The 22,063-nt window shown below is 66.1% G+C and carries 27 protein-coding genes; 25 read left to right on the forward strand and 2 right to left on the reverse strand.

Annotation, left to right across the window (positions count from 1 at the left end):
• Window positions 1-9: 9 nt before the first annotated feature.
• From QLQ85_RS17630 to QLQ85_RS17665, 8 genes are all read left to right on the forward strand, one after another.
• Window positions 10-1,578, forward strand: a complete 1,569-nt coding sequence (locus QLQ85_RS17630) for an SAM-dependent methyltransferase (RefSeq protein WP_282740203.1) — start codon at window positions 10-12, stop codon at window positions 1,576-1,578.
• A gap of 420 nt (window positions 1,579-1,998) precedes the next feature.
• On the forward strand, window positions 1,999-2,196 hold the full coding sequence (locus QLQ85_RS17635; protein WP_282723094.1) for a hypothetical protein: 198 nt from the start codon (window positions 1,999-2,001) through the stop codon (window positions 2,194-2,196).
• 169 nt (window positions 2,197-2,365) lie between these two features.
• Window positions 2,366-3,604 carry a SctD/MshK family protein gene (locus tag QLQ85_RS17640; RefSeq protein ID WP_282740205.1) on the forward strand — a complete coding sequence of 413 codons (1,239 nt, stop codon included), beginning with the start codon at window positions 2,366-2,368 and terminating at the stop codon, window positions 3,602-3,604.
• 13 nt (window positions 3,605-3,617) lie between these two features.
• Window positions 3,618-4,013 (forward strand): hypothetical protein, encoded by a 396-nt coding sequence (locus QLQ85_RS17645; protein WP_282740206.1) that lies wholly within the window; start codon window positions 3,618-3,620, stop codon window positions 4,011-4,013.
• The gene (locus QLQ85_RS17650; protein WP_282740207.1) at window positions 4,013-4,345 is read left to right on the forward strand and encodes a tetratricopeptide repeat protein; all 333 of its coding nucleotides are present in this window, start codon (window positions 4,013-4,015) and stop codon (window positions 4,343-4,345) included. The genes QLQ85_RS17645 and QLQ85_RS17650 overlap by 1 nt, the downstream gene beginning before the upstream one ends.
• On the forward strand, window positions 4,342-6,522 hold the full coding sequence (gene sctV, locus QLQ85_RS17655) for a type III secretion system export apparatus subunit SctV (protein ID WP_282740208.1): 2,181 nt from the start codon (window positions 4,342-4,344) through the stop codon (window positions 6,520-6,522). The genes QLQ85_RS17650 and sctV overlap by 4 nt, the downstream gene beginning before the upstream one ends.
• A gap of 47 nt (window positions 6,523-6,569) precedes the next feature.
• A complete protein-coding gene (locus QLQ85_RS17660) occupies window positions 6,570-7,931 on the forward strand; it encodes a type II and III secretion system protein family protein (protein ID WP_282740209.1) in 1,362 nt (453 codons plus the stop codon).
• Between the two features lie 17 nt (window positions 7,932-7,948).
• Entirely contained in the window at window positions 7,949-8,377 is a 429-nt protein-coding gene (locus QLQ85_RS17665) for a hypothetical protein (protein ID WP_282740210.1), read from the forward strand.
• Between the two features lie 55 nt (window positions 8,378-8,432).
• Here the strand turns inward: QLQ85_RS17665 and QLQ85_RS17670 are convergent, their stop codons facing one another.
• Window positions 8,433-9,119 (reverse strand): tetratricopeptide repeat protein, encoded by a 687-nt coding sequence (locus tag QLQ85_RS17670; protein ID WP_282740211.1) that lies wholly within the window; start codon window positions 9,117-9,119, stop codon window positions 8,433-8,435.
• 364 nt (window positions 9,120-9,483) lie between these two features.
• On the opposite strand from QLQ85_RS17670, the gene QLQ85_RS17675 reads away from it, so the two are divergent.
• The 15 genes from QLQ85_RS17675 (at window position 9,484) to QLQ85_RS17745 (ending at window position 19,842) form a co-directional block, all read left to right on the forward strand.
• Complete coding sequence (locus tag QLQ85_RS17675) at window positions 9,484-10,101, forward strand: hypothetical protein (RefSeq protein ID WP_282740212.1); 618 nt, start codon at window positions 9,484-9,486, stop codon at window positions 10,099-10,101.
• Between the two features lie 24 nt (window positions 10,102-10,125).
• Entirely contained in the window at window positions 10,126-10,308 is a 183-nt protein-coding gene (locus tag QLQ85_RS17680; RefSeq protein ID WP_282740214.1) for a hypothetical protein, read from the forward strand.
• Between the two features lie 78 nt (window positions 10,309-10,386).
• Entirely contained in the window at window positions 10,387-10,803 is a 417-nt protein-coding gene (locus QLQ85_RS17685; protein ID WP_282740215.1) for a hypothetical protein, read from the forward strand.
• A gap of 3 nt (window positions 10,804-10,806) precedes the next feature.
• On the forward strand, window positions 10,807-11,607 hold the full coding sequence (gene sctJ / locus QLQ85_RS17690) for a type III secretion system inner membrane ring lipoprotein SctJ (protein ID WP_282740217.1): 801 nt from the start codon (window positions 10,807-10,809) through the stop codon (window positions 11,605-11,607).
• Complete coding sequence (locus QLQ85_RS17695; RefSeq protein ID WP_282740218.1) at window positions 11,604-12,323, forward strand: hypothetical protein; 720 nt, start codon at window positions 11,604-11,606, stop codon at window positions 12,321-12,323. The genes sctJ and QLQ85_RS17695 overlap by 4 nt, the downstream gene beginning before the upstream one ends.
• A complete protein-coding gene (sctL, locus tag QLQ85_RS17700; protein WP_282723081.1) occupies window positions 12,280-12,876 on the forward strand; it encodes a type III secretion system stator protein SctL in 597 nt (198 codons plus the stop codon). Before QLQ85_RS17695 ends, sctL begins: the two co-directional genes overlap by 44 nt.
• Window positions 12,873-14,210 carry a FliI/YscN family ATPase gene (locus tag QLQ85_RS17705; protein WP_282740219.1) on the forward strand — a complete coding sequence of 446 codons (1,338 nt, stop codon included), beginning with the start codon at window positions 12,873-12,875 and terminating at the stop codon, window positions 14,208-14,210. Before sctL ends, QLQ85_RS17705 begins: the two co-directional genes overlap by 4 nt.
• On the forward strand, window positions 14,207-14,683 hold the full coding sequence (locus QLQ85_RS17710) for a hypothetical protein (protein WP_282740220.1): 477 nt from the start codon (window positions 14,207-14,209) through the stop codon (window positions 14,681-14,683). The genes QLQ85_RS17705 and QLQ85_RS17710 overlap by 4 nt, the downstream gene beginning before the upstream one ends.
• Window positions 14,683-15,795 carry a type III secretion system cytoplasmic ring protein SctQ gene (sctQ, locus tag QLQ85_RS17715; RefSeq protein ID WP_282740221.1) on the forward strand — a complete coding sequence of 371 codons (1,113 nt, stop codon included), beginning with the start codon at window positions 14,683-14,685 and terminating at the stop codon, window positions 15,793-15,795. Before QLQ85_RS17710 ends, sctQ begins: the two co-directional genes overlap by 1 nt.
• Window positions 15,788-16,444 carry a type III secretion system export apparatus subunit SctR gene (sctR, locus tag QLQ85_RS17720; RefSeq protein ID WP_282740222.1) on the forward strand — a complete coding sequence of 219 codons (657 nt, stop codon included), beginning with the start codon at window positions 15,788-15,790 and terminating at the stop codon, window positions 16,442-16,444. Before sctQ ends, sctR begins: the two co-directional genes overlap by 8 nt.
• A 9-nt stretch (window positions 16,445-16,453) precedes the next feature.
• Complete coding sequence (gene sctS, locus QLQ85_RS17725) at window positions 16,454-16,723, forward strand: type III secretion system export apparatus subunit SctS (protein ID WP_282723076.1); 270 nt, start codon at window positions 16,454-16,456, stop codon at window positions 16,721-16,723.
• Between the two features lie 7 nt (window positions 16,724-16,730).
• Window positions 16,731-17,549 carry a type III secretion system export apparatus subunit SctT gene (sctT, locus tag QLQ85_RS17730; RefSeq protein WP_282740223.1) on the forward strand — a complete coding sequence of 273 codons (819 nt, stop codon included), beginning with the start codon at window positions 16,731-16,733 and terminating at the stop codon, window positions 17,547-17,549.
• Window positions 17,550-17,576: 27 nt separating this feature from the next.
• A complete protein-coding gene (locus QLQ85_RS17735; RefSeq protein WP_282740224.1) occupies window positions 17,577-18,626 on the forward strand; it encodes an EscU/YscU/HrcU family type III secretion system export apparatus switch protein in 1,050 nt (349 codons plus the stop codon).
• A gap of 78 nt (window positions 18,627-18,704) precedes the next feature.
• Window positions 18,705-19,328 (forward strand): LolA family protein, encoded by a 624-nt coding sequence (locus tag QLQ85_RS17740; RefSeq protein ID WP_282740225.1) that lies wholly within the window; start codon window positions 18,705-18,707, stop codon window positions 19,326-19,328.
• Between the two features lie 34 nt (window positions 19,329-19,362).
• The gene (locus QLQ85_RS17745) at window positions 19,363-19,842 is read left to right on the forward strand and encodes an SRPBCC family protein (protein ID WP_282740226.1); all 480 of its coding nucleotides are present in this window, start codon (window positions 19,363-19,365) and stop codon (window positions 19,840-19,842) included.
• Between the two features lie 21 nt (window positions 19,843-19,863).
• On the opposite strand, the gene QLQ85_RS17750 is transcribed toward QLQ85_RS17745, so the two are convergent.
• Window positions 19,864-20,271 (reverse strand): YciI family protein, encoded by a 408-nt coding sequence (locus tag QLQ85_RS17750; protein ID WP_282740228.1) that lies wholly within the window; start codon window positions 20,269-20,271, stop codon window positions 19,864-19,866.
• 172 nt (window positions 20,272-20,443) lie between these two features.
• Between QLQ85_RS17750 and QLQ85_RS17755 the strand changes: the two genes are divergently transcribed.
• Window positions 20,444-20,803, forward strand: a complete 360-nt coding sequence (locus QLQ85_RS17755; RefSeq protein WP_102627456.1) for a YciI family protein — start codon at window positions 20,444-20,446, stop codon at window positions 20,801-20,803.
• Complete coding sequence (locus QLQ85_RS17760; protein WP_282740229.1) at window positions 20,803-22,056, forward strand: RNA polymerase sigma factor; 1,254 nt, start codon at window positions 20,803-20,805, stop codon at window positions 22,054-22,056. The genes QLQ85_RS17755 and QLQ85_RS17760 overlap by 1 nt, the downstream gene beginning before the upstream one ends.
• The last annotated feature ends 7 nt before the right edge of the window (window positions 22,057-22,063 follow it).

Below are 22,063 nucleotides of genomic sequence, written 5' to 3' on the forward strand. Positions count from 1 at the left end.
GCTCGGCGGATGAACTCACGAGTTGCCAGGCGTGAAACGAATCCCTATCCGGCACTGGGCTTGCGGCTCGACCCCCGGTTTGTCGGTGCGCTGGTCGAGTATGTCCGGACGAGGGGGGGCATTCCCTTTGCCGAGTTCATGGACCGCTCTCTCTATGGACTTGATGGGGAGGGGGGATATTACAATTCGGGAGTCGTCTCGATCGGCAATACCAGTGGCGACGATTTCCTCACGGCACCGGAGCGAAGTCGTTACTTTGGCCGTACGATCGCGAAAGCGCTGGTCGATATGCATGCGGCGATGGGCTATCCCCGGCGCTTCGATGTGGTCGAGATGGGGGCGGGCAATGGTACGCTGGCTCACGATATCATCGAAACCTTACAGGCCGACCACGTCGAGCTTCATGGCGCGCTTCGCTATACGATCGTGGAGTGCAGCCGGGCTTTGATCATGCGTCAGCGGGAAGCCCTGGCGGGAAGGAAACGGGTTCGCTGGGTCCACGCAAACGCAGACAGCCTGCCGTTGTGGAAGGTACGAGGCGTGTTGCTGTCCAACGAACTCCCCGATGCCTTTCCGGTGCACCGTGCCGTGGTTCGGGATGGCGAGATCAGGGAGATTTACGTCACCGTCGATTCCCACGGGGACTTCGGCGAAGAGGAGCGGTCGCCGAGTCCGGCTCTCGCCGCCGTGCTCCTGGACCTGAACAAGCTGTTCCCCATCGCTGCACAGCCTGATGGCGAGCGGTTGACGGTCAATGCCAGGGCCATGCATTGGATGCGTGAGCTCGGGGTGGCCCTCGATGAGGGCTATGTGCTGACTTTCGACTACGGACGGCCGGGCGTCATCAGGCAAGCACCTTATACCGTCTTTGACTGGGAGCAGTACCCCTTGAATATCGGGTATCGATATCCCGGTGCGGTCGATATGACATCTCACGTCGATCCTGTCGTGCTGTCGAAAGTCGGGGAGCGTGTCGGGCTGAAGCCCGTTTCCACGACATCTGCCCCGAAGGGCCTATATACGCAACCCGCTTTTCTGGAGGCGAACGGATTAAGGGAGGCTCTGGCGATGGAAGCCGATACCCGGGAGCGCAGCAGGGCCTTGGGGCTACTGGGGGAGGACTACTTCAATTTCTTTGCCCTGGTCCAGGAAAAGTCTCGCGAGACGCCAGGCGATGACGGAGTGAAGCAACGATCAAGTAACCTGATATCGCGGGTAACAATGGTGCCTCCCGAGGGGTGTGCACATCTCTATCATCTTGGTGATATCAAGGCCTTGAACAGGGCGTCGAACCAGGGTGCCCTGCCTCCCGGCCATTATGTTCACTTCATCCGTATGCGCGGTCTGGTCACCGCCATGTCTTCTCTGCACCGGTGTAGGGTGCTGAGCAGTGGGCATGTCGGCGATGATGGTCATGTCCGGTGGCCCAGCAACCTCAAGGTTCGGGCCTGCCACGATGTTTACATCGTTGTCACCGCCCTGTCGGTGCCGGAGATGAAGGATCGCTTGCTCCGTGGCGTGGCAATTCCGTTTGCCGAACGTCACGGAGCCGATGCCTGGTTTTCAAGCGACGCCTAGGGGAAATGAGCCCGCTACCTTAAAAATCTCCCGACCAGCTCCGGCCAAGCGTCCATGAAAAGGGCATGCCTGATAAGTTTAAAAATCAGCAGCGGCATGGGAGTGGGTTATAGTGACGATGGTGATGGCTGATTGTATTTATTGGAGAGCGTTATGGGTGGGTTTTTACATAACGCTGCGTGATGAGTGATGTGCTCAAATAACAATATAAAACCAGGCGTTTCTGTTTGTAACATTTTTATCTGGGTTTTTCTTCTGCGGAAATTGCACTGTCATTTTACTTATCTATGATTAACTCGTAGGTTGGTAACCCCGCTGGCGAAACTGCGATCTGATGTCGCTGTAATGTCTGTGAATAGGGGCAAGAGATTCAGAATAATTTTCCATTCCAATTCCACAGGCCAGTAAAGGAGATATGCCATGGCCCTTTTCAAGCTGATGCCCAGGAAGGAAAACGGTGCAGAGGGGGTGGACGGTGCCGGCGGTGGCGGCATCGATGTCAACGAACTGAAGAAAGTCTTTGAAGACGCCGCCAAGAAGTCCATGGAGGTCAGCAAGACCAAGACCGAGGGGAACACAGAGGTCGACACCGCCAGGTCGGCGCGGCCGAATAACTGACGTTGTCAGGGCGGGCGGTGGTGTCACCGCCCGCCTCATCACGCCTGGGGTGTTGGCAACCATCGACACCCCAGGCGAGGGTCGCAAGATACTTTTATCACTGGCCACTCGCCCTTGGGGGTGGGCGGCATGAGTTCCTGATGGCAGGTGTCCCATGGCCTCCGCATTCATGACATCCATAAGCGCCTTCCTGTTGCCGACGACCGACGTCTTCTCGACACTGGAGGTCACGCGTGGTCTCCACCGTGGTGTCGCCATTCCCATCGAACAGCCGGTCTGTCGGATCGGGTCCTCGCGGCATGCCGACGTGATGCTGAGTGACGATGCCGTTGTCGCCGAACATGCCACCCTGCGCTTCCATGCCCGCATGGTCGCCATCGAGGCCGTGGGGGATGACATCGAGGTCAATGGCAAGCGGCTCCCCCAGGGGACCGGCTGGCGAACCGCGCTGCCGGTGACGCTCGATATCGGTGAGGCGAGGCTGCAGCTTTCCCGGCCGGAACTGTCCCTGCCGCCGGCCGTGCAAGCCATCCAGGAAATCGCTACACGTGGCTACCAAGCCACGGGAGAGTCCGCCGCTGGTGTGCTGCAAGTGGCCAGGCAGAGGGTTCCCCCCGCGCTCCAAGCCATCGGCGGGTTCGCTGCCCCCGGCCTTTGCGCCATTCATCGGGCGCTTTCCCCGCTTTTCCTGGGGGTGAGGCGGTTCGTCTCCCCCGGTGTCCGCCGGCTCGGTAGGTGTCTGGCTCCAGCATCCCTGTGGATCCGCGAACAGGGGAGCAAGATTCCGGTTCCGAAGCGCTGGCGTGAACGCCTGATGCCTCGCCGTCGCCCTGTGCCTGGTACCTTCGTCAAGCGTAGTGCGGCCGTCACGGCGTTATGCATGGCGGTGGCACTCATCGGCATTTATCAATTCGTCGGTGTCGGCAAGGCCGGCGCCAGCATTTCTCCCAATGCCCTGCACTCCGCCGCCATCCTGCACCCACAGGCGGCCGAGGCCGCGCGGTTGCTCATGACACCCTCCATGTCTCCCGGCGAGGCACTGAGTCAACGGCTGGCCGAGGCCGGTCTCGACAGCCTGCAGGTGCGGGATGCCGGCAGCCACCTGGTCGTTTCCGGTGAGTTCGCCCCGGACAGATACGATGCCTGGCGGGACGTGCAACGCTGGTTCGACGAGCACCACGGCAGCCACCAGGTATTGATCAGCGATGCCCGGCCGGGTCTGGCGCTCGACGCCCCGGCCCTTCAGTTCCAGGCGGTGTGGTTCGGTGACAACCCCTACGTCATCGACGCCCGGGGGGAGCGACTCTATCCAGGGGCCGCGCTGCAGGAGGGTTGGGTGCTCGCCGAGATCGGCGACGACCGTGTCACGGTGCGCCGTGGCGACGATGAATTTTCCCTGACGCTCTAGCGGGATGGATTCGATGAAAGTCACTGCCGATCGGACCAATGACGCTCACCGGCTCCGCGGGAGCCCGGAGTCGGTGGCGCGGGCCGATGACACCGGTGGCAACCGCCCCGTCGACCCGCAACGCCAGGCCGATTTCGCTCGAGCCGTGGAGAGCAGCCAGGCACGCCGCCAGCACCACGGCTCGCTGCTCGAGCAGATCGAGCGGTTGACGCTGCCTACCGCCAGCGATCCATCGCTCTACAGCAACGAACGCAGCATCGAACTGCTGCAGCACGTCGTCGATAACGTACTGCCACGGATGGACACTGACGTCGACATCGCCGAGATGGCCGCCCAGGTACTCACCGAGGAGATCACCCAGCGGCTGGAGTGGGCGGAGCGCCATGCCGAGGCCGGGGGAAGCCATTGATGAACGATAGCGATCGTAATGCCGCAGATCTGCTGCATATGCTGGGGCACCTCTATGCCAAGAGTGGCGACCACAAGCGTGGGCTCGTGTTGCTGCTGCTGGCCGCGCACATCGCTCCTGTCCACCCGGGCATTCTGCATACGCTGACCCGGGCCTTCATCGCTGTCGGTGACGCGCGGCGTGCGCTCAATGCGATCGACCGCCTCGAGCAACTGCAAGGTCCCTCGCCCACGCTGATGCTGCTGCAGAGCCGGGCACTCTGGTCCGAGGGGCGCGAGGACGATGCCCGGCACTGCTTTCGTGAGTACCTGCAGCGCCGGGGCGACACATGAACGGCGCCTTCACCAAGCTCAACGTCATCGCCCAACGTGCTGCGCAACGCAGCGACGTGGTGATCGCCATCTTCATCGTGCTGGCGGTCATCATGATGATCATCCCGTTACCGACCGCCCTGGTGGATGCCCTGATCGGCCTCAACATCGGTTTCAGCCTGCTGATCCTGATCGTGGCGTTCTATATCACCCATCCGGTCGAATACTCGTCGCTGCCACCGATCATCCTGCTGGCTACGCTGTTTCGCCTGGCGCTGTCGATCACCACCACGCGGCTGATCCTGCTCGAGGGGGATGCGGGTCAGATCGTCGCGGCGTTCGGCAACTTCGTCATTGCCGGTGAGGTGGTGATCGGCCTGGTGGTCTTCCTGATCATCACCGTGGCCCAGTTCCTGGTGATCACCAAGGGCGCGGAACGCGTCGCCGAGGTGGCCGCCCGCTTCATCCTGGACGCCATGCCGGGCAAGCAGATGAGCATCGACAATGATCTGCGCAATGGCGACATCGACCAGGCTCAGGCGCATGCCAAGCGCAGGCGCCTGGAACAGGAAAGCCAGCTATACGGGGCCATGGACGGCGCCATGAAGTTCGTCAAGGGCGATGCCATCGCGGGCCTGGTGATCCTGTGCGTCAACCTGGTCGGCGGGCTTTCGATCGGCATGGTCAAGCGTGACATGTCGTTTGGCGAGGCGGTGAACACCTATTCGCTACTGACCGTCGGGGACGGGCTCATCGCCCAGATCCCGGCACTGTTGATCGCCGTCGGCGCCGGCACGGTGGTGACGCGGGTCAGTTCCGACCACAGCGGCGACCTCGGCAGCGAGATCGTCGGCCAGCTCGGCAGGAACTCACGGGCACTGGGATTGACCGCCGTGATCCTGTTCTTCGTCGCCTTCATCCCGGGGTTCACCTCCACGGTATTCCTGAGCCTGGCGGCAGGGCTCGGGTTTGCCGCCTGGGTGATTCGTCGTCGTGAACGCCGGCTCGCAGGGGACATGATGCCGGACACCGCCTCGATGGTGGAGTCGACGGTAGAGACGCCTTCTTCTCCCTCGGCGGCGGCATCATCGGAGCTCGGTACCACTTCGGAGGCTGCCCCGGCGACCCGGCACCGGGTGGTGCTGTCGCTGGCCACGTCGCTGGCCGAGGCGCTGGCACTCGATACTCTCCGCCAGGGGCTCGACGAGGCACGACGCCGAGCGGGTGACGACCTGGGCATCGACATGCCGAGCGTCGGCCTGCGTGTCGATGCGGCGCTGGAAGCGCATCACTTCGGCATCGAGCTCGACGAAGTGCCGATCATGAAGGGCGAGATACCCGTCGACCGTACCCTGCTCGACGACGATCCCGTACACCTGGAGCTGCTCGGGGTCGAATCTGTCAGTCACGCGCCGCTGTTGAGCCGCCGCCCCGGGCACTGGGTCGCCAGCCGGGAACTCGAGCGCCTCGATGAGGCCGGCATCGGCTACCGGACGGTCGACCAGGTGCTGTGCCACTGCCTGGAGCGCATCCTGGCCCGCTACGCCGGCGAGTTCATCGGCATCCAGGAGACACGTGCCCTGCTGTCAGGCATGGAGCAGGACTATGCGGAACTGGTGGGGGAGGCGGTACGCGTGGTGTCGCTGCAGAAGATGTCGGACATCCTGCGTCGCCTGGTGGATGAAGGCATCCCCCTGCGCGCACTGCGCACCATCCTGGAGGCGATGGTGACCTGGGGGCCGCAGGAGCAGAGCGTGCCGCGCCTGGCCGAGCGCATCCGTACCGCCCTGGCTCGTCAGATCTGCCATCGTTTCGCGCGAGCGGATCGTGTGCTGCCGGCCTGGGTGGTGACCCGCCAGCTCGAGGAGGCCATCCGCGCATCACAACGCGATGGTGATGGCATCCCCCGGAGCGGGGGGCTCCCGGTGACGCTGTCCCGCTCGCTGAGCCAGTGGTTTCAGCAGCGACTGGACAAGCTGGACGATGACTTGGCCCCCGTCGTGATCGCCTCCGCCGACGTACGGCCGGCGCTGCAGCAATTGTCGAAGCGCCATGAGCTGGACCTGCCGGTCATCGCCTGGCCGGAAGTGGCGCCCGAATTCAACCTGCAGTCACTGGCACAGGTGCGGTTGCCGCAGGCGCCGTCACGCACCGGCACCAATGAAGCGACGAGTTCCCCCAAAGGCAAGGCCGAATGAGCGTGTCGATCAATGACAATCCACCCCCTGTGCATGGAGCAGCCCCTGTGACGGCAGCAACCTTCTCGATATCCAGAGCGCTTTTCGGCTACGCGGCGCTGGAGCGTCATCTCTCGCACCTGGCGGCACTGCTGCTGGCGCCCCTCCTGATGCTGCTGGCGTTGCCCGGCCATGCCCAGACGGATGTCGATACCGGTGACGAGCAGGGCCTGACCCTGGAAACCGGGCAGGGGCGTATCTTGCGGTTCCGCGAAGCGGCGGCCTCGGTCTTCGTGGCCGATCCCGAGGTGGCCGACGTGCAGGTCGTGTCGCAGGGCGTCCTCTACCTGTTCGGCAAGAGTCAGGGCGATACCAACCTGATCGTGCTGAGTGACGACGATCGCACCCAGGCCTCGATGCGTCTGCAGGTGCGCGACGGTGCCCGGGTTGCCCAGCAGGCGCTGCGCGGGGCGGGTGCCGATGCCCCGATCCGCCTGCGCATGGCCGGCAATCAACTGGTGGCAGAAGGCGAGGGCCAGGATGTCTCCAGTGCCATCGCCACGCAGTCCACCCTCGAGAGTCACGCACCGGAGGAGGGCGGGACACTGGACAATACCACCTACGAGGGTGGCACCCAGATCAACCTTCGTGTGCGCTTTGCCGAGGTGTCTCGCGAGGAACTGCTGCAATATGGCGTCAGCTGGAGCGCGCTGATCAACAACGGTTCCTTTTCGCTCGGCGTCTTCCCCGGCTCCCAGGCCGGCAACACCTTCGGCACCCTCGGGGCGGGAGCCGACAGCGTCGACGGCCTGCTCCAGGCGCTGCAGGAGAACGACCTGCTGCAGATCCTGGCCGAGCCCAATATCACCGCCGTCACCGGTGAGACGGCCAGTTTCCTGGCCGGTGGCGAGATCCCCATCCCGGTGCCGGTCAGCCGCGACCTGGTCGGCATCGAGTACAAGCAATTTGGCGTCTCGCTGCTGTTCACGCCGGCACTGCTGCCCAACGACCGCATCTCCCTGCAGGTACGTCCCGAGGTGAGCAGCCTGACCGGCAGCAGCGTCGAGATCGGCGGCCTCAGCGTGCCGGGTCTGCAGGTGCGCCGCGCCGACACCCTGGTCGAGGTGGGGAGCGGCCAGACCTTCGCCATCGCCGGCCTGTTCCAGCGTGACACCTTCAACAATGTCGAACGCATTCCCGGGCTGGGGGACATCCCGATCCTCGGCAACCTGTTTCGCTCGCGGCGCTTCCAGCGCAACGAAACCGAACTGGTGATCCTGATCACGCCCTACATCGTCGAGCCGAGCTCGGCGCCGACACCGCGTACGCCGCTGGACCAGGCAAGGGTCACCGGTGACGACGGCCGACTCGACACTCGCACCACCTACCAGGTGGAGCGGGACGACCCCTTCGGGTTTCATCTGCAATGAATGGGGGAGTGAAGAACATGAAGCATGCATGCCGTACGGCCTGGTGGCGACTCATCCCCCTGTCGATGCTGCTAGGCGGCTGCGCATCGTCGCTCGGTCCGATCTCCTGGGAGACGGGCTACCGGCAGGTCGCGGAGGATCCCGCGGATGGCGACGCAGCCCAGCGCCTGGCGATCGTCCCCAATACCTGTCGAGTGCAACCCGACCAGACCGGCATCGTCACCCTGCCATCCGGTTGTGCCAACGATCTCAATCTGCAACGCATGGTCGAGCGTCCCGACGATCTGCTGCAGGGGCGCGAGATGGGCCCCGCCTCGGCGGCGCCGGTCGCTGCGGCGGCCCGCGAACGGCTGGGCGGGCGTGAGCAGGCCAACAGTCGCCGCTATCAGCTCGAGTCGGAGGCGCGCAGCGCCACCGGCGGAAGTGCCACCTCGGGGGATCTGTGAGCGCCTGGGGCCTCTGCCACCTGGGGGCCGGCGCCGATGGCGCCGGCGGCGAGGGTCACTCGGCCATCGCCAGCCCCATGGCGCGGGCACGCTCGACAGGGTCGGGGATTTCACCGATGCGCTGGGCACGCTCGATCAGCGACTGGCGGAGCGCGTCGGGCATGTCGGGGATCGTGGCGCTTGCCGCAAGCTCCAGGTCCTGGGCCAGCACCAGCACCAGGATCAGGTTGCGGAAGTGGCGCTGCTCGGCCAGTGGCGAATCACTGACCCGCTGCATCAACGCGATGGCTTCGGCACTGTCGCCCGTCAGTGAGTGTGCCAGTGCCAGGTTGGTGAGGGTGTCGGGATCCCGGGGGGCCAGGGCCACGGCCCGCGAAAAGGCATGCTGCGCGGCCTCTCCCTGGCCCAGCAAGGCGTGGGCGACGCCCAGTCGGCTCCATGCCTGTCGGGTATCGAGTTCGGGAGCTGCCCTCTGCAGGTTGCGTGCTGCGCCCTCGACTTCGCCGAGCTGGAGTTGGGTCGTGCCCAGTCCCAGCAGCGCCTCCGGGTTCTCGATGTCGAGAGTGAGCGCAGTACGGAACGCGGCCTTGGCGGCCTGCGCATTACCGGCGGCGAGTCGTGCCTTGCCGAGCCGAACGTGGATGTCGGGGGAGTCATCCGACATTTCCAGGGCTCGCTCGTACATGGCGGCGGCAGTCGCATGGTCGCCGCGCTGGTTGATGTCGTCTGCCAGGCCGAGCAACCGGGCTTCCTCTCCCCGCGGACCGGTGGTCGTGCAGGCAGCCAATGCCGCGCAGGACAGCAGGAGAGAAAGGCGTAAATGGGGGCGTATCACAGTCGGGTTCTCCTTCTTCCGGGCTCTTCGGGGTCCTTGGAATCACTGGCAAGGACGAGTCGGGTATGCCTGTGCTGCGTCAAGAGGTTCGGCGCATGATGCAGCGAGGTGGCTGCAGCAATGGCGTGATGATTCATCGCGATATTATGCGAAAGTTTCTCTCCTTGATACATCGGGTGATGAAAATATCGGGATCGGAAATGGGTCGGTAGGGCGACGGTTATCCAGTATTCATTCCGAGCCTGGTTTGGGCGCTCCCTGGGCCGGCGTGATGCCACCCAGGCGTCTCGAAAGATGGCGGTGCCTCATCGGTTTTATCATCCTGACAGCCATCGGCAGTTTCGTCTGGCCAACGGATGCGTTAGCCAGCGATGACACGGGATGGCTCGGTGACGAGTGGCAGGAGCGTGAATATCGCTATGTCATCATCGATCAGGATGTTCGCGATGTATTGAAGGAGCTGGGCCACAACCTGTCCATGCCGGTGGAGATTTCTCGTGAGGTAAGAGGGCGCGTGCATGGTGATATCCGCACCGGAAGTGTCGAGGAATTTCTCGAGCAGATCAGTGCCGCCAATGGTCTGGCCTGGTTCTTCGATGGCGGTGTGTTGCATGTCACCACCCGCCAGGAGATGACCCAGCGTCGCTTCGACCTGGAGGGTGTCGATTCGCAGCGCCTGATGGACGAGATCGACCGCGCCCGTATCGGTAACCCACTGAGAGCAAGATTGATAAACGGCGACTCGACGCTGCAGGCCTGGGGACCCGAGCCCTGGATCGACAGTGTGGCACGCCACGTCGAGCGGCTGAGGCAACCGGCTCCGAGAGGCCCTTCAGGGGTCCGGGTATTTCGGGGAGGAACGGCGACGGAAACCTCGGTCGCCGAATGAGTGAACTGCATAAGGAGGATTGACATGGCGACTATCGAACCCACCGGTGCTCCGGGGCCCAACGACGCCTCGGGGGCCGATCAGCAGGCCTTCGATGCGGCGGTCGACAATGCCAGGGCGACGGAGATCGTCGGCGAGGCCGTTGGCTCCTTGGCGGCATCGCACCTGTTGGACTACGCCGGCGACATGCTCAAGGACGAAGGCTGAATTGTCGCCTGGCCGCGTGCGGTGAGAACCAGCGGGTGACGCCGCACTTTCCATGATGGCAGCGAGGGAGGGAGCGAGATGACCCCCACGACAGCGATTGGCGCAGGCCCGATGCCGGCGTCGGCCAGTGGCCCCGATCTCGGGGCCCTGGCCTCGCAGAATCTGTTCGAACACATGGCGAGCACCTCCGGCTCGACGCTGCAGGCCGTGACCCCTGCCGAGCTGGGCGGCAACCTCATGAGCAAGCTGGAAGGCACGATCGAACGGATACAGAACTTCACCGACAGGGTCGGCGGAGACGCCGGTGCACCATCGTCCATTGCCGATGGCGAAGGCGTGCGCAGCGAGGAGGCCAGCGGCTTGGGGGACCCCCAGTTCGAACGCATGATCGAATCGTTCGGCGCGATGTTCGATCATGCGGTCGAGACGCGACTGATCTCGTCCTGTGCTTCCCAGGTGTCAGGAGCCTGCACGACCTTGCTGCGGGGACAATGAGCCTTGTTCTCTACTGATCGGATCCGGGCGCCACGCGCCCAGGCCGCCAGGCTGCTGCTGATCATCGTCGCTGCCCTGCTGCTGCAGGCATGCGATGCCGAACTCTATACCGGCCTGAGCGAACGTGAGGCCAACGTCATGGTGGCGACCCTGGCGCGGCATGGCATTCCTGCCAAGCGGGTGGCCGAGGATGAGGGGCGCATGACCGTCACCGTCGACGAGGACAGCTTCGCCGAGGCGGTCGAGATCCTCGACCGCCTCGGCCTGCCCGAGGAGACGTTCACCAACCTCGGTGAGGTCTTCGAGAACAACAGCCTGGTGTCATCACCGGTGCAGGAACGTGCCCAGATGATCTATGCGCTCAGCGAGGAGCTGTCGCATACGGTCTCCCAGGTCGACGGTGTGCTCTCGGCCCGGGTGCACGTGGTATTGCCCGAGAACGACCTGATGCGCCAGAACAGCACGCCGTCGTCGGCATCGGTGTTCGTTCGTCATGCACCGGAACTCGACGTCGGCCCCTTGATCCCGCGGATCAAGACGCTGGTCGCCAATGGCATCTCCGGGCTCGCCTACGACAATGTCTCGGTGGTGCCGGTCGCCGCCATGAGGCTGGAATCCCGGATCGACGTCGCTCCGTCGACGAGCTCCTTTCTGGGCATCGCCATGCCGGCCAAGAGTGTGGGGCGTGCCGGATGGATCTTCGGCATCCTCATCGTACTGGTGCTGGGACTGGCCGGTGCCCTGGGCTGGATGGCCTGGCAAAGACGCCGACGGGATACCTATGAACTGGAAACCCCGCCATGAGCTCCCCTTCTCGTCTCTTGCACCCTGAGCGAGCCGCCGGCAGCAGCCCCCGACGGCCGGCCTTCCTCGACTCACCGGCACACTGCATCGCACCGCGATGGCTGCGCGACTGCCTGGGCGATATCGCCGACGACGCCACCATGGACAGCCTGGCAGGTCATCCCCGCTTCCAGCGGCGCTTGATGCAGTTGTTGATCCGACAGCATGACTTGCCGCCTCCCGAGTCGCTGCCCGCGCCAGGGGAGTCCGATCTGACACTGCTGCGGCTGCCATCCGATGCCGGCGACACCTTGGTGCACTACTGCGGCATGATCTGCCACGCCATGGCCTTCGTTCGCGAGATACGTGCACCGCGGGTGGTGGCCCTCAAGGAGCGTTTCGGCGAGGCCGCCTTTGCCGCCGCACTGGCCAATCGGGAGTTGGCGATCTCCGGCGCCACCTTCGCCGACGATGATGCGCTCGCCCATGCCGTCCGTCGCGATGGCTCGGCCTGTTTCACGGCATGGCTGTCGAGCCAGCCGGCAGCGCTCATCGCCTGGCTACGCCTGGGACTGGCCTGCGACCTGGAAACGAGTGACGCCGGCATGCCGCCGGAAATTCATGCACAGGGCGTCCTCATTACCCGCCGTGCCGCGGCCATCCTCGCCGATATCGAGCCCAGGGAATCACATCATGAACGAGCTACCGACACGTCCGAGCAAGACGATTCTGCGTAACGGCGAAGCGCAGGCATGGATAGACGGCTACGCCTTCCTCGAACGCGCCAGGGCGCGTGCCAGCGAGATCGACGTAGAGACGCGCCGTACCACGGCCACTGCCTATGCCGATGGTTTCGAGGAGGGGCGCCGCGAGGGCGAAGCCCAGGCGGCCGAACTGCTGGCACAGACCACGCAGCGTGTGACGCGCTACCTGGGCGGCCTCGACCGATCGATGGCCGAGCTCTGCCTGCAGATGGTGCGCCGCATCCTGGGCGAGTTCGACGATGCCGAACTGATCGGCCGCTGCGTGCGCCAGGCGCTGCGCGAGTATCGCCATGACATGAACGTGACCGTCCGCGTCGCCGCCGAGCGGGTGGCGGATGTCGAAGCGCTGCTGGCCGCCGTGCCGGACGCGCCCGATGACCCGGCCTATCGGGTCGAGGGCGACGCCCAGTTAGGCCCCGGGCAGTGCCTGCTGGTCAGCCCGGTCGCGGTGGTCGATGTCGGGCTCGACTCACAGTTGACGGCCCTGCGCCGTGCGCTGATGACCAGGACGGAGCCGCGTCGATGAGCGCCCCCGAGATCGATTTCGACTCGCTGCTGCCGCGCCTGGGCGAGCGCCTGGCCGAGGCCGAACTGCGCCCGGTGCACGGTCGCGTACGCCGCATCCGCGGCTTGCTGGTGCATGCCAGCGTCGGTGGCACCGGCATCGGCGAGCTGTGCTACCTGCGCGACCCGCTGAGCGGCCGCCATGTGGCCGCCGAGGTGATCGGCTTCGAGGACGAGGACGCCATCCTGTCGCCGATCGGCGATCTGCAGGGCATGTCGACTCGCGCCGAGGTCATCGCCACCGGCGGCCCCCAGGGGGTGCCCGTGGGGGAAGCGCTGCTCGGCCGGGTGATCAGCCCGCTGGGGGCGTTCGTCGATGCCGCCCCGGGAGTCGACGTCGGCGCCTTGAGTGCCTATCCCGTCCATGCCGAGCCGCCCATGCCGTTGTCGCGACAATTGATCCAGCACCCGTTGGCGTTGGGCATTCGCGCCATCGATGGACTGATGACCGTGGCCAAGGGCCAGCGCGTCGGGATCTTCGGTGAACCGGGGGTCGGCAAGTCGTCGCTGCTGTCCGCCATCGTGTGCGGTAGCGAGGCGGATGTCATCGTGCTGGGGCTGATCGGTGAGCGTGGCCGCGAAGTGCGCGAGCTGCTGGACGTGCAACTGGATGCCAAGGCACGGCAGCGCACGGTCTGTGTGGTGGCCACTTCCGACCGCCCGGCCATCGAACGGGCCCGGGCCGCCATGGTCGCTACCAGCGTGGCGGAATACTTTCGCGACCAGGGGCGCGACGTCCTGCTGCTGGTCGACAGCATCACCCGCTTTGCCCGCGCCCAGCGCGAGATCGGCCTGGCCGCCGGCGAGCCGCCGACCCGGCGGGGCTACCCGCCCTCGTTCTTCGCTGCCCTGCCGCGCCTGCTCGAACGCGCGGGGCCGGGTGCCACCGGCAGCATCACGGCGCTCTATGCCGTGCTCACCGAGGGTGACGGCACCCTCGACCCGGTGGCCGAGGAGACCCGCGCCATCCTCGACGGCCACATCATGCTCAGCGCCGACCTGGCCCGACGCGACCACTTCCCGGCCATCGACGTGCTCGCCAGCCGTAGCCGTCTGATGGATACCGTCACCTCGAGCGAACAGCGCCAGCAAGCCAGCCGGATACGCGACCTGCTGGCGCGCTACCGCGACGTCGAGCTGTTGCTGCAGGTCGGCGAATACCGCGAAGGCAGCGATGCCCGCACCGACGAAGCGGTCAGCAAGCGCGCCGCCATCGAAGCCTTCCTGCGCCAGGACGGCACGGAGCACAGCGATTTCGAGGAGACCCAGCGACGCATGAGCGAGATCCTGTCATGAGCGACCGCCAGCGCCTCGAACGACTGATGACGCTGCGCGAGCGGCGCGAACGCCTGGCCCAGGCCGCCCTGCAGGAACAGCACCACCGCTGTCAGGCCGAGGCGCGGTGCATCGACAGCCTGGACGGCGACCTGGCCCGGGAGCGCAGCGACTTCGATCGCCTCGAGCGCGAGTGGTTCGACGCCATGCAGGGCACGACCCTGTCGGCACAGGAGCTGGAGCAGGCGCGGCAGGCCATCGACGATCACTACCGGCGCCAGGCCGAATTGACCGAGGCCCGACGCGCCGCCGACCTCGAGCATCGCCGGCAACTCGCCGAACGCGAGCGGTGCGCCAGCGAGTGGGTCCGCCGGACCCGTGCCAGGCAAGCCCTTGGCTCCCTGCTGGAGCGCCACCGCCGTGCCGACCACATCGCCGCGGAAGGGCGCCACGAACTGGATATCGAGGACGACGCACCCCGGGGAGGACATTGATGGTGGAGCTCGAGGTGCCGCGCGGCGATGAGCGGCAGCATGTCCCAGCGGATTTCCCGGCAGGCGCCGTGCCCCTGCGGCTGCCGAGCCTGGACCCGGAGCTCGTCGACACGCTGAACGCCCTGAATCGCCCTCGCGTGGCGGTAACGCTGCCCCTTGGCGAGCGTGAGGTGCTGGTGCGACTCGACAAGGGGGCTGAGCCGGCATCCCTGGCGATCGCGGCAAGCATCGGTGAAGCGCCAGCCGTGCTGCACGTTGCTCACGAGAGCCTGGCGGTGCTGACGGCACATCTGGCGCTGCACCGCTCGCTGTCGGAGTGCACGCCTGCCCAGCGGGCGCTGTGGCTGGAGTACGCCCTGCTGGAGTGGATCGAGCCCCTGGAGGGGCATCTGGGCCAGCCGATCCAGTTGCTCGGCGATGCCCCCGAGTCCGAGGCCGGGCTGCCCATTCGTCTGCCGCTGCGCCTGGAGGTCGACGGCCAGACCTGTCGCCTGTCGCTGTCGCTGGGTGTCGCCACCGCCCGGACGCTATTGCCGCTGCTCGATGAGCACTGCCCGGGCACACCGAAGTCCTGCTCGGCGCTGCCGCTGCCGCTGCAATGGATCGCCGGCTATCAGGACCTGACGCTGGCCGAGCTGCGCAGCCTCGCGCCCGGCGACGTGGTGCTGCTCGAGCGGCCGGAGTCGACGCTGGCGGTTGCCGGTCGCCTGATGATCCGGGTGGCCGAGAAGCGCGGTGGCCTTCACCTGGCCGTGCCGCCGGCCGCCTGGCACGACGGCGTCCTCGACACGTCTCCGGTGCCCGCGAACAACGACAACCCCCAGAGGAGGAGTGACGACATGGAAGACGACTCTCGGAAACCGGCACCGCCACGTCTGGATGGGGCGACTCTGGACCGCCTGCCGGTACGCCTGGTGTGCGAGCTGGGGCGCCTGGAACTCTCCCTCGGCGAGTTCCGCGAACTGGACCAGGGCAGCGTGCTGCCGCTGTCGCGGCCGGCGGAGAATGCCGTGGATATCGTGGTCAACGGCCGGCACATGGGGCGCGGCCGGCTGGTGGAGATCGGCGACAGCCTGGGCGTGCAGATCGTGAGGCTGTCCAGCGATGAGTGACTTCGAGCCCAACCTGATCGGGATGATCATCGTTGTCGCCTCGCTGGGCCTGTTGCCACTGGCGGTCGTCACCATGACCTCGTTCCTCAAGATCGCCGTGGTGCTGTTTCTGATCCGCAACGCGCTGGGCATCCAGCAGACGCCGCCCAACCTGGTGCTGTACGGCATCGCCCTGGTGCTGACCGTGTACATCACCACCCCCCTGGTCGGCGAGATGGTCTACCAGTTCGAGAGTCACACCGGCGAGCTGGAGAACGTGGAGGACATACGGGCAACCGGCGCGTTGCTGGGCGAACCGCTGCAGGACTATCTCTCGCTCTATGCCAACGAACGCGAGCGCGCCTTCTTCATCGATGCCACCCAGAACATCTGGTCGGAACAGGCGCGCGAGAACCTCGCGAGCGACGACCTGGTGGTACTGATGCCGGCCTTCGTCACCTCCGAGCTCGCTCGCGCCTTCGAGATCGGCTTCCTCATCTACATCCCGTTTCTGGTCATCGACCTGATCGTGGCCAATGTGCTGATGGCGATGGGCATGGTGATGGTGGCCCCCCCGCTGATCTCGGTGCCGTTGAAGATCTTGCTGTTCGTCGCCGTCGACGGCTGGTCGCGGCTGATGCATGGCCTGATTCTCAGCTATGGGGGGTAGCAGTAGCCGATGACGGATGACATCTTTCTCACGTTGATGAACAACGCCCTGTGGACGGTGCTGCTGCTGTCGGCACCGGCGCTGTTGGCGGCGATCGTGATCGGCTTCGGCATCGGCCTGCTGCAGGCGCTGACACAGATCCAGGACCAGTCCCTGCCGCAGTCGATCAAGGTCATCGTCGTGTTTCTGGTGCTGATCGTGGCGGGCCCGCTGCTGGCCGGCCAGTTGGTCAACCTGACCGACCAGGTGCTGGACAACTTCGCCGTCTGGTCGCGTTAGGTTCGGCATGGTGTTCGACGAGATCGTCCGTTTTCTCACCGAGCTGGTCTATCCGCTGCTCGCCGCCGCGGCCATCGGCATGGCCCGGGCGATGGGCGTGATCCTGATCACCCCGGCGTTCAACCGTCTCGGCCTGACCGGCCTGATCCGCACTGCCGTCGCCGTGACCATCTCGCTGCCGATGATGGTGCCGATCTTCGCCACGCTATCGTCGATGGACTCTCCGTCGAGTTTCACCATCGCCGCCCTCCTGATCAAGGAACTGCTGATCGGCGTGATCATCGGCCTGGTGTTCGGCATCCCGTTCTGGGCGGCGGAGGTCGCCGGCGAACTGGTCGACCTGCAGCGTGCCTCGACCATGGGGCAACTGCTCGATCCGATGGGCAGCACCGAATCCGGCGTCACCAGCACGCTGCTGGTCGTCACGCTGGTGGCGCTGTTCTTCGTGACCGGTGGCTTCATGGTCATGCTCGATGGCTTCTACCGCAGCTATGCGCTATGGCCGGTGGAGACCTTCGTCCCGGTGCTGGAAACCCGGGCCGCGCTGGCCGTGCTCGGCCTGCTGGACCAGGTGATGCGAGTCGGGGTGCTGATGGTCGCGCCCCTGGTCATCGCCCTCCTGGTCGCCGATCTGATGCTTGCCTACCTGGCGCGGATGGCACCCAACCTTCACGTATTCTCGCTGTCGCTGGCGATCAAGAACCTGCTGTTCACCTTTCTGATGCTGCTCTACATCGTGTTCCTGGTGCCGCTGATGTTCGAAGAGCTGGGGGCGTTGGGCGACGACTATCAGCGCCTCGAAGCGCTGATCCGTACGAGGTCGTGATCCCCCGGCACAAAGGAGGCATCCGTCATGAGCGACAAGCCCAGCGAAGAGAAATCGCTGCCGCCATCCGAGAAGAAACTGCGCGATGCGCGCCGGAAGGGGCAGGTGGACAAGAGCTCCGACATGGTCACCGCCATGGTCATGCTCGGCTGCACGCTCTATCTCGCCAGCGCCGCCGGTGACATCGAGGACCGGGTGCGCAACCTGATCAATACCACGACCCGGCTCTACCACGAACCCTTCGACACGCTGTGGCCGCGCCTGCTGGAGCTGGGCTCGGAGATCGTGGTGCGCGCGGTATTGCCGCTGATCGTCATCACCATCGTGGCGGTCGTGTTGACCAACATCGTCATCATGCGCGGCATGCTGTTCTCGGCCGATCCGGTCAAGCCGAAATTCGAACGCATCAACCCGGCCGAAGGCGCCAAGCGCATCTTCTCGGCCCGCGGCATCATCGAATTCATCAAGTCGCTGATCAAGATGGGCTCGCTGGCCGTGGCCTTCGTGGTCGTCTATCGGCTGGGGCTGCAGGCGCTGATGGATTCGCCCCGCTGTGGCTTCGGCTGCGTGGAGGGGATCCTCGTGGCGCTGCTCCGGCCATTGATCATCACCGCGTTGGTTGCCTTTCTCATCGTCGGCTTGATCGACGTGCAGATGCAGCGCTGGCTGTTCCGGCGCGATCAGCGCATGACCCGGACCGAGTACAAGCGCGAGCGCAAGGACATGGAGGGCGACCCGGAAATCCGCCGGGCGCGTCAGAAGCGGCGCCGCGACATGCAGGCCGGCTCTGCCCGCACGGGCGTACAGCATGCATCGATCATGCTCGGCGGCGCCGGCGACTGGCTGGTGGGCCTGCGCTACGTGAGCGGGGAAACGCCGGTGCCCGTGGTGGCCTGCCAGGCGGATCCGGAGCAGTCCACGGCGATGCTCGAGGACGCCGCCAGGCACGGCGTGCCGGTGGCCGACGAGCGCGAACTGGCGGCGAGGATCGCCAGGCGCGCCGCCAACGGCGAGGCGATCCCCGACGACACCTTCCAGCCGGTGGCCGACGTGCTGGTTGCGGCCGGGCTCATCTAGCCCGTGACGATGCCGCGGGGCTGCGTGCTGCTAAGCTGAGAGCAGGCGAGTCAGCGCCTGGCCAGGTGGAGGGGAGGTATGTTGCCGGAACTGTTGATGGTGGTCGCGCTCGGCCTGGAGTCCGATCCCTTGTCGGTGGCCCTGTCGCATTTCGAGCGGGTGCCTGCCTACCAGGTGACCGTGCGCAGCGAGGGGCGGCGTGGCGAGGAGGTCATCCGCTACACCTATCGCCGCCCCGGGTTCATCCGCATGGATATGGTCACGCCCTACAGCGGGGCCGTGCTGATCTACAGTCCCGAGACCCGGCGGGTCCGGCTCTGGCCCTTCGGCTCCCCCGAGCGGCGTGCCGGCCTGTCCCTCAGCCCTCTCAACCCCCTGGTACGCAGCGCCCGTGGACACCGGGTGGACGAGTCGGACGTGGGCACCCTGCTGCGCAACGTGCAGCGACTGCAGCAGCAGGGGGAACTGCATCACCTGGGCGGTGCCGTGGTCGATGGTCGCCGCAGCCAGCATCTGGTCGTGCAGGGCGAGGAGGGGCATCGGGTGGGCGAGGTCGCCCGTTACGAGCTGTGGCTCGACGACGAGACCCTGTTCCCGCTCAAGGTCATCAGCTTCGACCGGCTGGGGAGCGTGATCGAGAGGGTGCGGCTGGAGGAGCTCGTCATCGACCCCGACCTGCCGGAGACCTTCTTCTCGCCCTGAGCGCTGGTCGTGAGCGCACGCAAGGACCCCGAGCATGGCGGAATTCCGGTTCGTCACCACCTGGCGGTTCGAGGCGCCGATCGACGCGGTGTATCGGGCCATCAGCGACTCGCCGTGCTGGCCGGCCTGGTGGGAGAGCCTCTGCTCGGTGGAGGAGCTGGCGCCGGGTGATGCCAGCGGCATCGGCCGGCGGTATCGCTACACCTGGAAGAGTCGCCTGGGCTATCGCCTGCGCTTCGAGATCCGCGTCACCCGCGTCCGGCCGGGCCGGTCGATCGAGGGAATCGCCAGTGGCGACGTGCAGGGTAGCGGCCGCTGGCAGTTGACCGAGGAGGGGCGCGTCACCCGGGTGCGATACGAATGGCGGGTGCGTCCCGTCCGGCGCTGGATGGCCCTGGTGGCCCCCGTCGCGGGGCCGCTGTTCGCCTGGAACCATCATGCCGTGATGCAGGACGGTGCCACCGGGCTCGCCCGGTGGCTCGATGTGCGGCTGCTCGGGACCAGCCGTGGGTGATGCGGTGCTTGGCCGTTCGGGCTAGACCGTGCCCAACTGGCGGAAGCGCTGGATCGCCTCCCCGGGCGGGAAGTCCTCCAGCTCGAACAGCTGGCGCACCTCGATCTCGGCATCGCCACCGGGGCCGGCGGGATTGGGGAAGCGCTTCGTCCACTCGAGGGCCTCTTCCCGCGAGGTGGCCTGGATCAGGGTATAGCCGGCGATCAGCTCCTTCGCCTCGGCGAAGGGGCCGTCGGTGACGAGCCGCTGGTCGCCCCGGTAGCGGATGCGCCAGCCCCTGGTGCTGGGGTGGAGCCCGGAGGCGTCGATCAGGGCGCCGGCCCGGGCCAGCTCCTCGTGGTAGTCGGCCATGGCGGCGACCATGCTCTCCTCGGGCATGGCACCGGCTTCGGTGTCCTGGTTGGCCTTGACGATGATCATGAAGCGCATGTGGTATCTCCTCAGGGGTGGCTGGTAAAAAAGGGGGTGCCCCCATGGATCGAGCGAACGGGGCGGCCATCGACATCATCCGCGCCCTCGATGCGCTGTCGATTCGCACGGCAGTCGCTCGACCCTTGAGCAGGCAGCGCCTAGGCTGCTTGGCAACCAAGGAGATTTCGACATGCAATACATGCTGATGTGCTGTATCGACGAGGCACTGTGGGAGGCGCTGCCCGAGGCATCACGCGATGAGGTGATGGACGACTACCATGCGCTGATCCAGGAGATGGTCACCAGCGGCCACTATCGGGGCGGGGCACGGCTGCAGTCGGTGGCCACCTCCACCACCCTGCGCGAGCAGGACGGCAAGGTGGTGACCCTCGACGGCCCCTTCGCCGAGGCCCGCGAACAGCTGGGGGGCTTCCACGTGGTGGAGTGTCGAGACCTGGACGAGGCCCTGGCCCTGGCCCGGCGCATTCCCCCGCTGCGGGTGGGGGGCGCGGTCGAAGTGCGGCCGGTGGACCCGGCCTATCGCATGTGATGGGCGCGCAGCTGGACCTGGCCGCCCTCTATCGGCGTGAGTATGGCCGCCTGCTCGCCGGCCTGATCCGCCGCTTCGGCGATTTCGCGCTGGCCGAGGATGCCCTGCAGGCGGCTTTCGAGGCCGCCATGGTGCAGTGGCCGGCCGAAGGCGTGCCGCCGACCCCGGTCTCCTGGCTGGCGGCCACCGCCCGCCACAAGGCCGTCGACCAGCTGCGCCACCGGCAGATGCGCGAGCGCAAGCAGGGCGAGCTCACGACCCACCTGGCGCTGCTGCTCGAGTCGGCGGCGGATACCGACGATCCCGAGCCGCTGGACAGCCTGCGGCTGATCTTCACCTGCTGCCATCCCGCCCTGTCCCGGCCCGCCCAGGTGGCGCTGACGCTGCGTACCCTGGGCGGGCTCACCACCGAAGAGATCGCCCGGGCCTTCATGGTGCCGGTGCCCACCCTGGCCCAGCGGCTGGTGCGTGCCAAGGCCAAGATCCGCGACGCGGGCATTCCCTTCGAGGTACCGGGCGACGGCGACCTGGCCGAGCGCCTGGAGGCGGTGCTGGCGGTGATCTACCTGATCTTCAACGAGGGCTATGTCGCCAGCTACGGCCACCGACTGATACGCGTCGAGCTGTGCCATGAGGCGATTCGCCTCGGCCGCCTGCTGGTCGGCCTGCTGCCCGCCGAACGCGAGGCCCGTGGGCTGCTGGCGCTGATGCTGCTGCATGACGCCCGGCGCGAGACGCGTACCGATGCCGCCGGTGACATCGTGCTGCTCGAGGACCAGGACCGCGTGCGCTGGGACCGGGAGGCGATCGACGAGGGCGTCGCCCAGGTCGAGCTGGCCCTGCGCGGTCGCGCGCCGGACGCGCGTTCCCTGCTGGCCGGGCCTTACACGGTCCAGGCGGCGATCGCCGCCCTGCATGCCCAGGCGCCCACGGCGGCCGAGACCGACTGGCGACGCATCGCGGCACTCTACAGCCTGCTCCACGGCCTCCAGCCCACCCCGGTGGTGGCGCTCAACCGCGCCGTGGCCATCGCCATGGCGGACGGCCTGGAGACGGGCCTTGGCCTGCTCGAGCAGATCCACCTGCCCGGCTATCACCTGCTGCCGGCGACCCGGGCCGACCTGCTGCGTCGGCTGGGCCGATACGGCGAGGCCGCCGCGCAGTACCGCGAGGCCCTGGGCCTGGTGACCCAGACGGCGGAGCGGCGCTTCCTCGAGCGGCGTCTGGCCGAGATCGAACGCCTGCGGGATTGAGCTCGCT

The sequence above is a fragment of the Halomonas kalidii genome, from assembly GCF_030010475.1.
Classification (GTDB): Bacteria; Pseudomonadota; Gammaproteobacteria; order Pseudomonadales; family Halomonadaceae; genus Halomonas; species Halomonas heilongjiangensis.

Excerpts from the sequence above, each read along its gene's own strand:
- QLQ85_RS17630 (WP_282740203.1), top strand. The coding sequence starts at position 10 with ATGAACTCACGAGTTGCCAGGCGTGAAACGAATCCCTATCCGGCACTG.
- QLQ85_RS17635 (WP_282723094.1), top strand. The coding sequence starts at position 1,999 with ATGGCCCTTTTCAAGCTGATGCCCAGGAAGGAAAACGGTGCAGAGGGG.
- QLQ85_RS17640 (WP_282740205.1), top strand. The coding sequence starts at position 2,366 with ATGACATCCATAAGCGCCTTCCTGTTGCCGACGACCGACGTCTTCTCG.
- QLQ85_RS17645 (WP_282740206.1), top strand. The coding sequence starts at position 3,618 with ATGAAAGTCACTGCCGATCGGACCAATGACGCTCACCGGCTCCGCGGG.
- QLQ85_RS17650 (WP_282740207.1), top strand. The coding sequence starts at position 4,013 with ATGAACGATAGCGATCGTAATGCCGCAGATCTGCTGCATATGCTGGGG.
- sctV (WP_282740208.1), top strand. The coding sequence starts at position 4,342 with ATGAACGGCGCCTTCACCAAGCTCAACGTCATCGCCCAACGTGCTGCG.
- QLQ85_RS17665 (WP_282740210.1), top strand. The coding sequence starts at position 7,949 with ATGAAGCATGCATGCCGTACGGCCTGGTGGCGACTCATCCCCCTGTCG.
- QLQ85_RS17675 (WP_282740212.1), top strand. The coding sequence starts at position 9,484 with ATGCCACCCAGGCGTCTCGAAAGATGGCGGTGCCTCATCGGTTTTATC.
- QLQ85_RS17680 (WP_282740214.1), top strand. The coding sequence starts at position 10,126 with ATGGCGACTATCGAACCCACCGGTGCTCCGGGGCCCAACGACGCCTCG.
- QLQ85_RS17685 (WP_282740215.1), top strand. The coding sequence starts at position 10,387 with ATGACCCCCACGACAGCGATTGGCGCAGGCCCGATGCCGGCGTCGGCC.
- QLQ85_RS17695 (WP_282740218.1), top strand. The coding sequence starts at position 11,604 with ATGAGCTCCCCTTCTCGTCTCTTGCACCCTGAGCGAGCCGCCGGCAGC.
- sctL (WP_282723081.1), top strand. The coding sequence starts at position 12,280 with ATGAACGAGCTACCGACACGTCCGAGCAAGACGATTCTGCGTAACGGC.
- QLQ85_RS17705 (WP_282740219.1), top strand. The coding sequence starts at position 12,873 with ATGAGCGCCCCCGAGATCGATTTCGACTCGCTGCTGCCGCGCCTGGGC.
- QLQ85_RS17710 (WP_282740220.1), top strand. The coding sequence starts at position 14,207 with ATGAGCGACCGCCAGCGCCTCGAACGACTGATGACGCTGCGCGAGCGG.
- sctQ (WP_282740221.1), top strand. The coding sequence starts at position 14,683 with ATGGTGGAGCTCGAGGTGCCGCGCGGCGATGAGCGGCAGCATGTCCCA.
- sctR (WP_282740222.1), top strand. The coding sequence starts at position 15,788 with ATGAGTGACTTCGAGCCCAACCTGATCGGGATGATCATCGTTGTCGCC.
- sctS (WP_282723076.1), top strand. The coding sequence starts at position 16,454 with ATGACGGATGACATCTTTCTCACGTTGATGAACAACGCCCTGTGGACG.
- sctT (WP_282740223.1), top strand. The coding sequence starts at position 16,731 with ATGGTGTTCGACGAGATCGTCCGTTTTCTCACCGAGCTGGTCTATCCG.
- QLQ85_RS17735 (WP_282740224.1), top strand. The coding sequence starts at position 17,577 with ATGAGCGACAAGCCCAGCGAAGAGAAATCGCTGCCGCCATCCGAGAAG.
- QLQ85_RS17740 (WP_282740225.1), top strand. The coding sequence starts at position 18,705 with ATGTTGCCGGAACTGTTGATGGTGGTCGCGCTCGGCCTGGAGTCCGAT.
- QLQ85_RS17745 (WP_282740226.1), top strand. The coding sequence starts at position 19,363 with ATGGCGGAATTCCGGTTCGTCACCACCTGGCGGTTCGAGGCGCCGATC.
- QLQ85_RS17750 (WP_282740228.1), bottom strand. The coding sequence starts at position 20,271 with ATGCGCTTCATGATCATCGTCAAGGCCAACCAGGACACCGAAGCCGGT.
- QLQ85_RS17755 (WP_102627456.1), top strand. The coding sequence starts at position 20,444 with ATGCAATACATGCTGATGTGCTGTATCGACGAGGCACTGTGGGAGGCG.
- QLQ85_RS17760 (WP_282740229.1), top strand. The coding sequence starts at position 20,803 with ATGGGCGCGCAGCTGGACCTGGCCGCCCTCTATCGGCGTGAGTATGGC.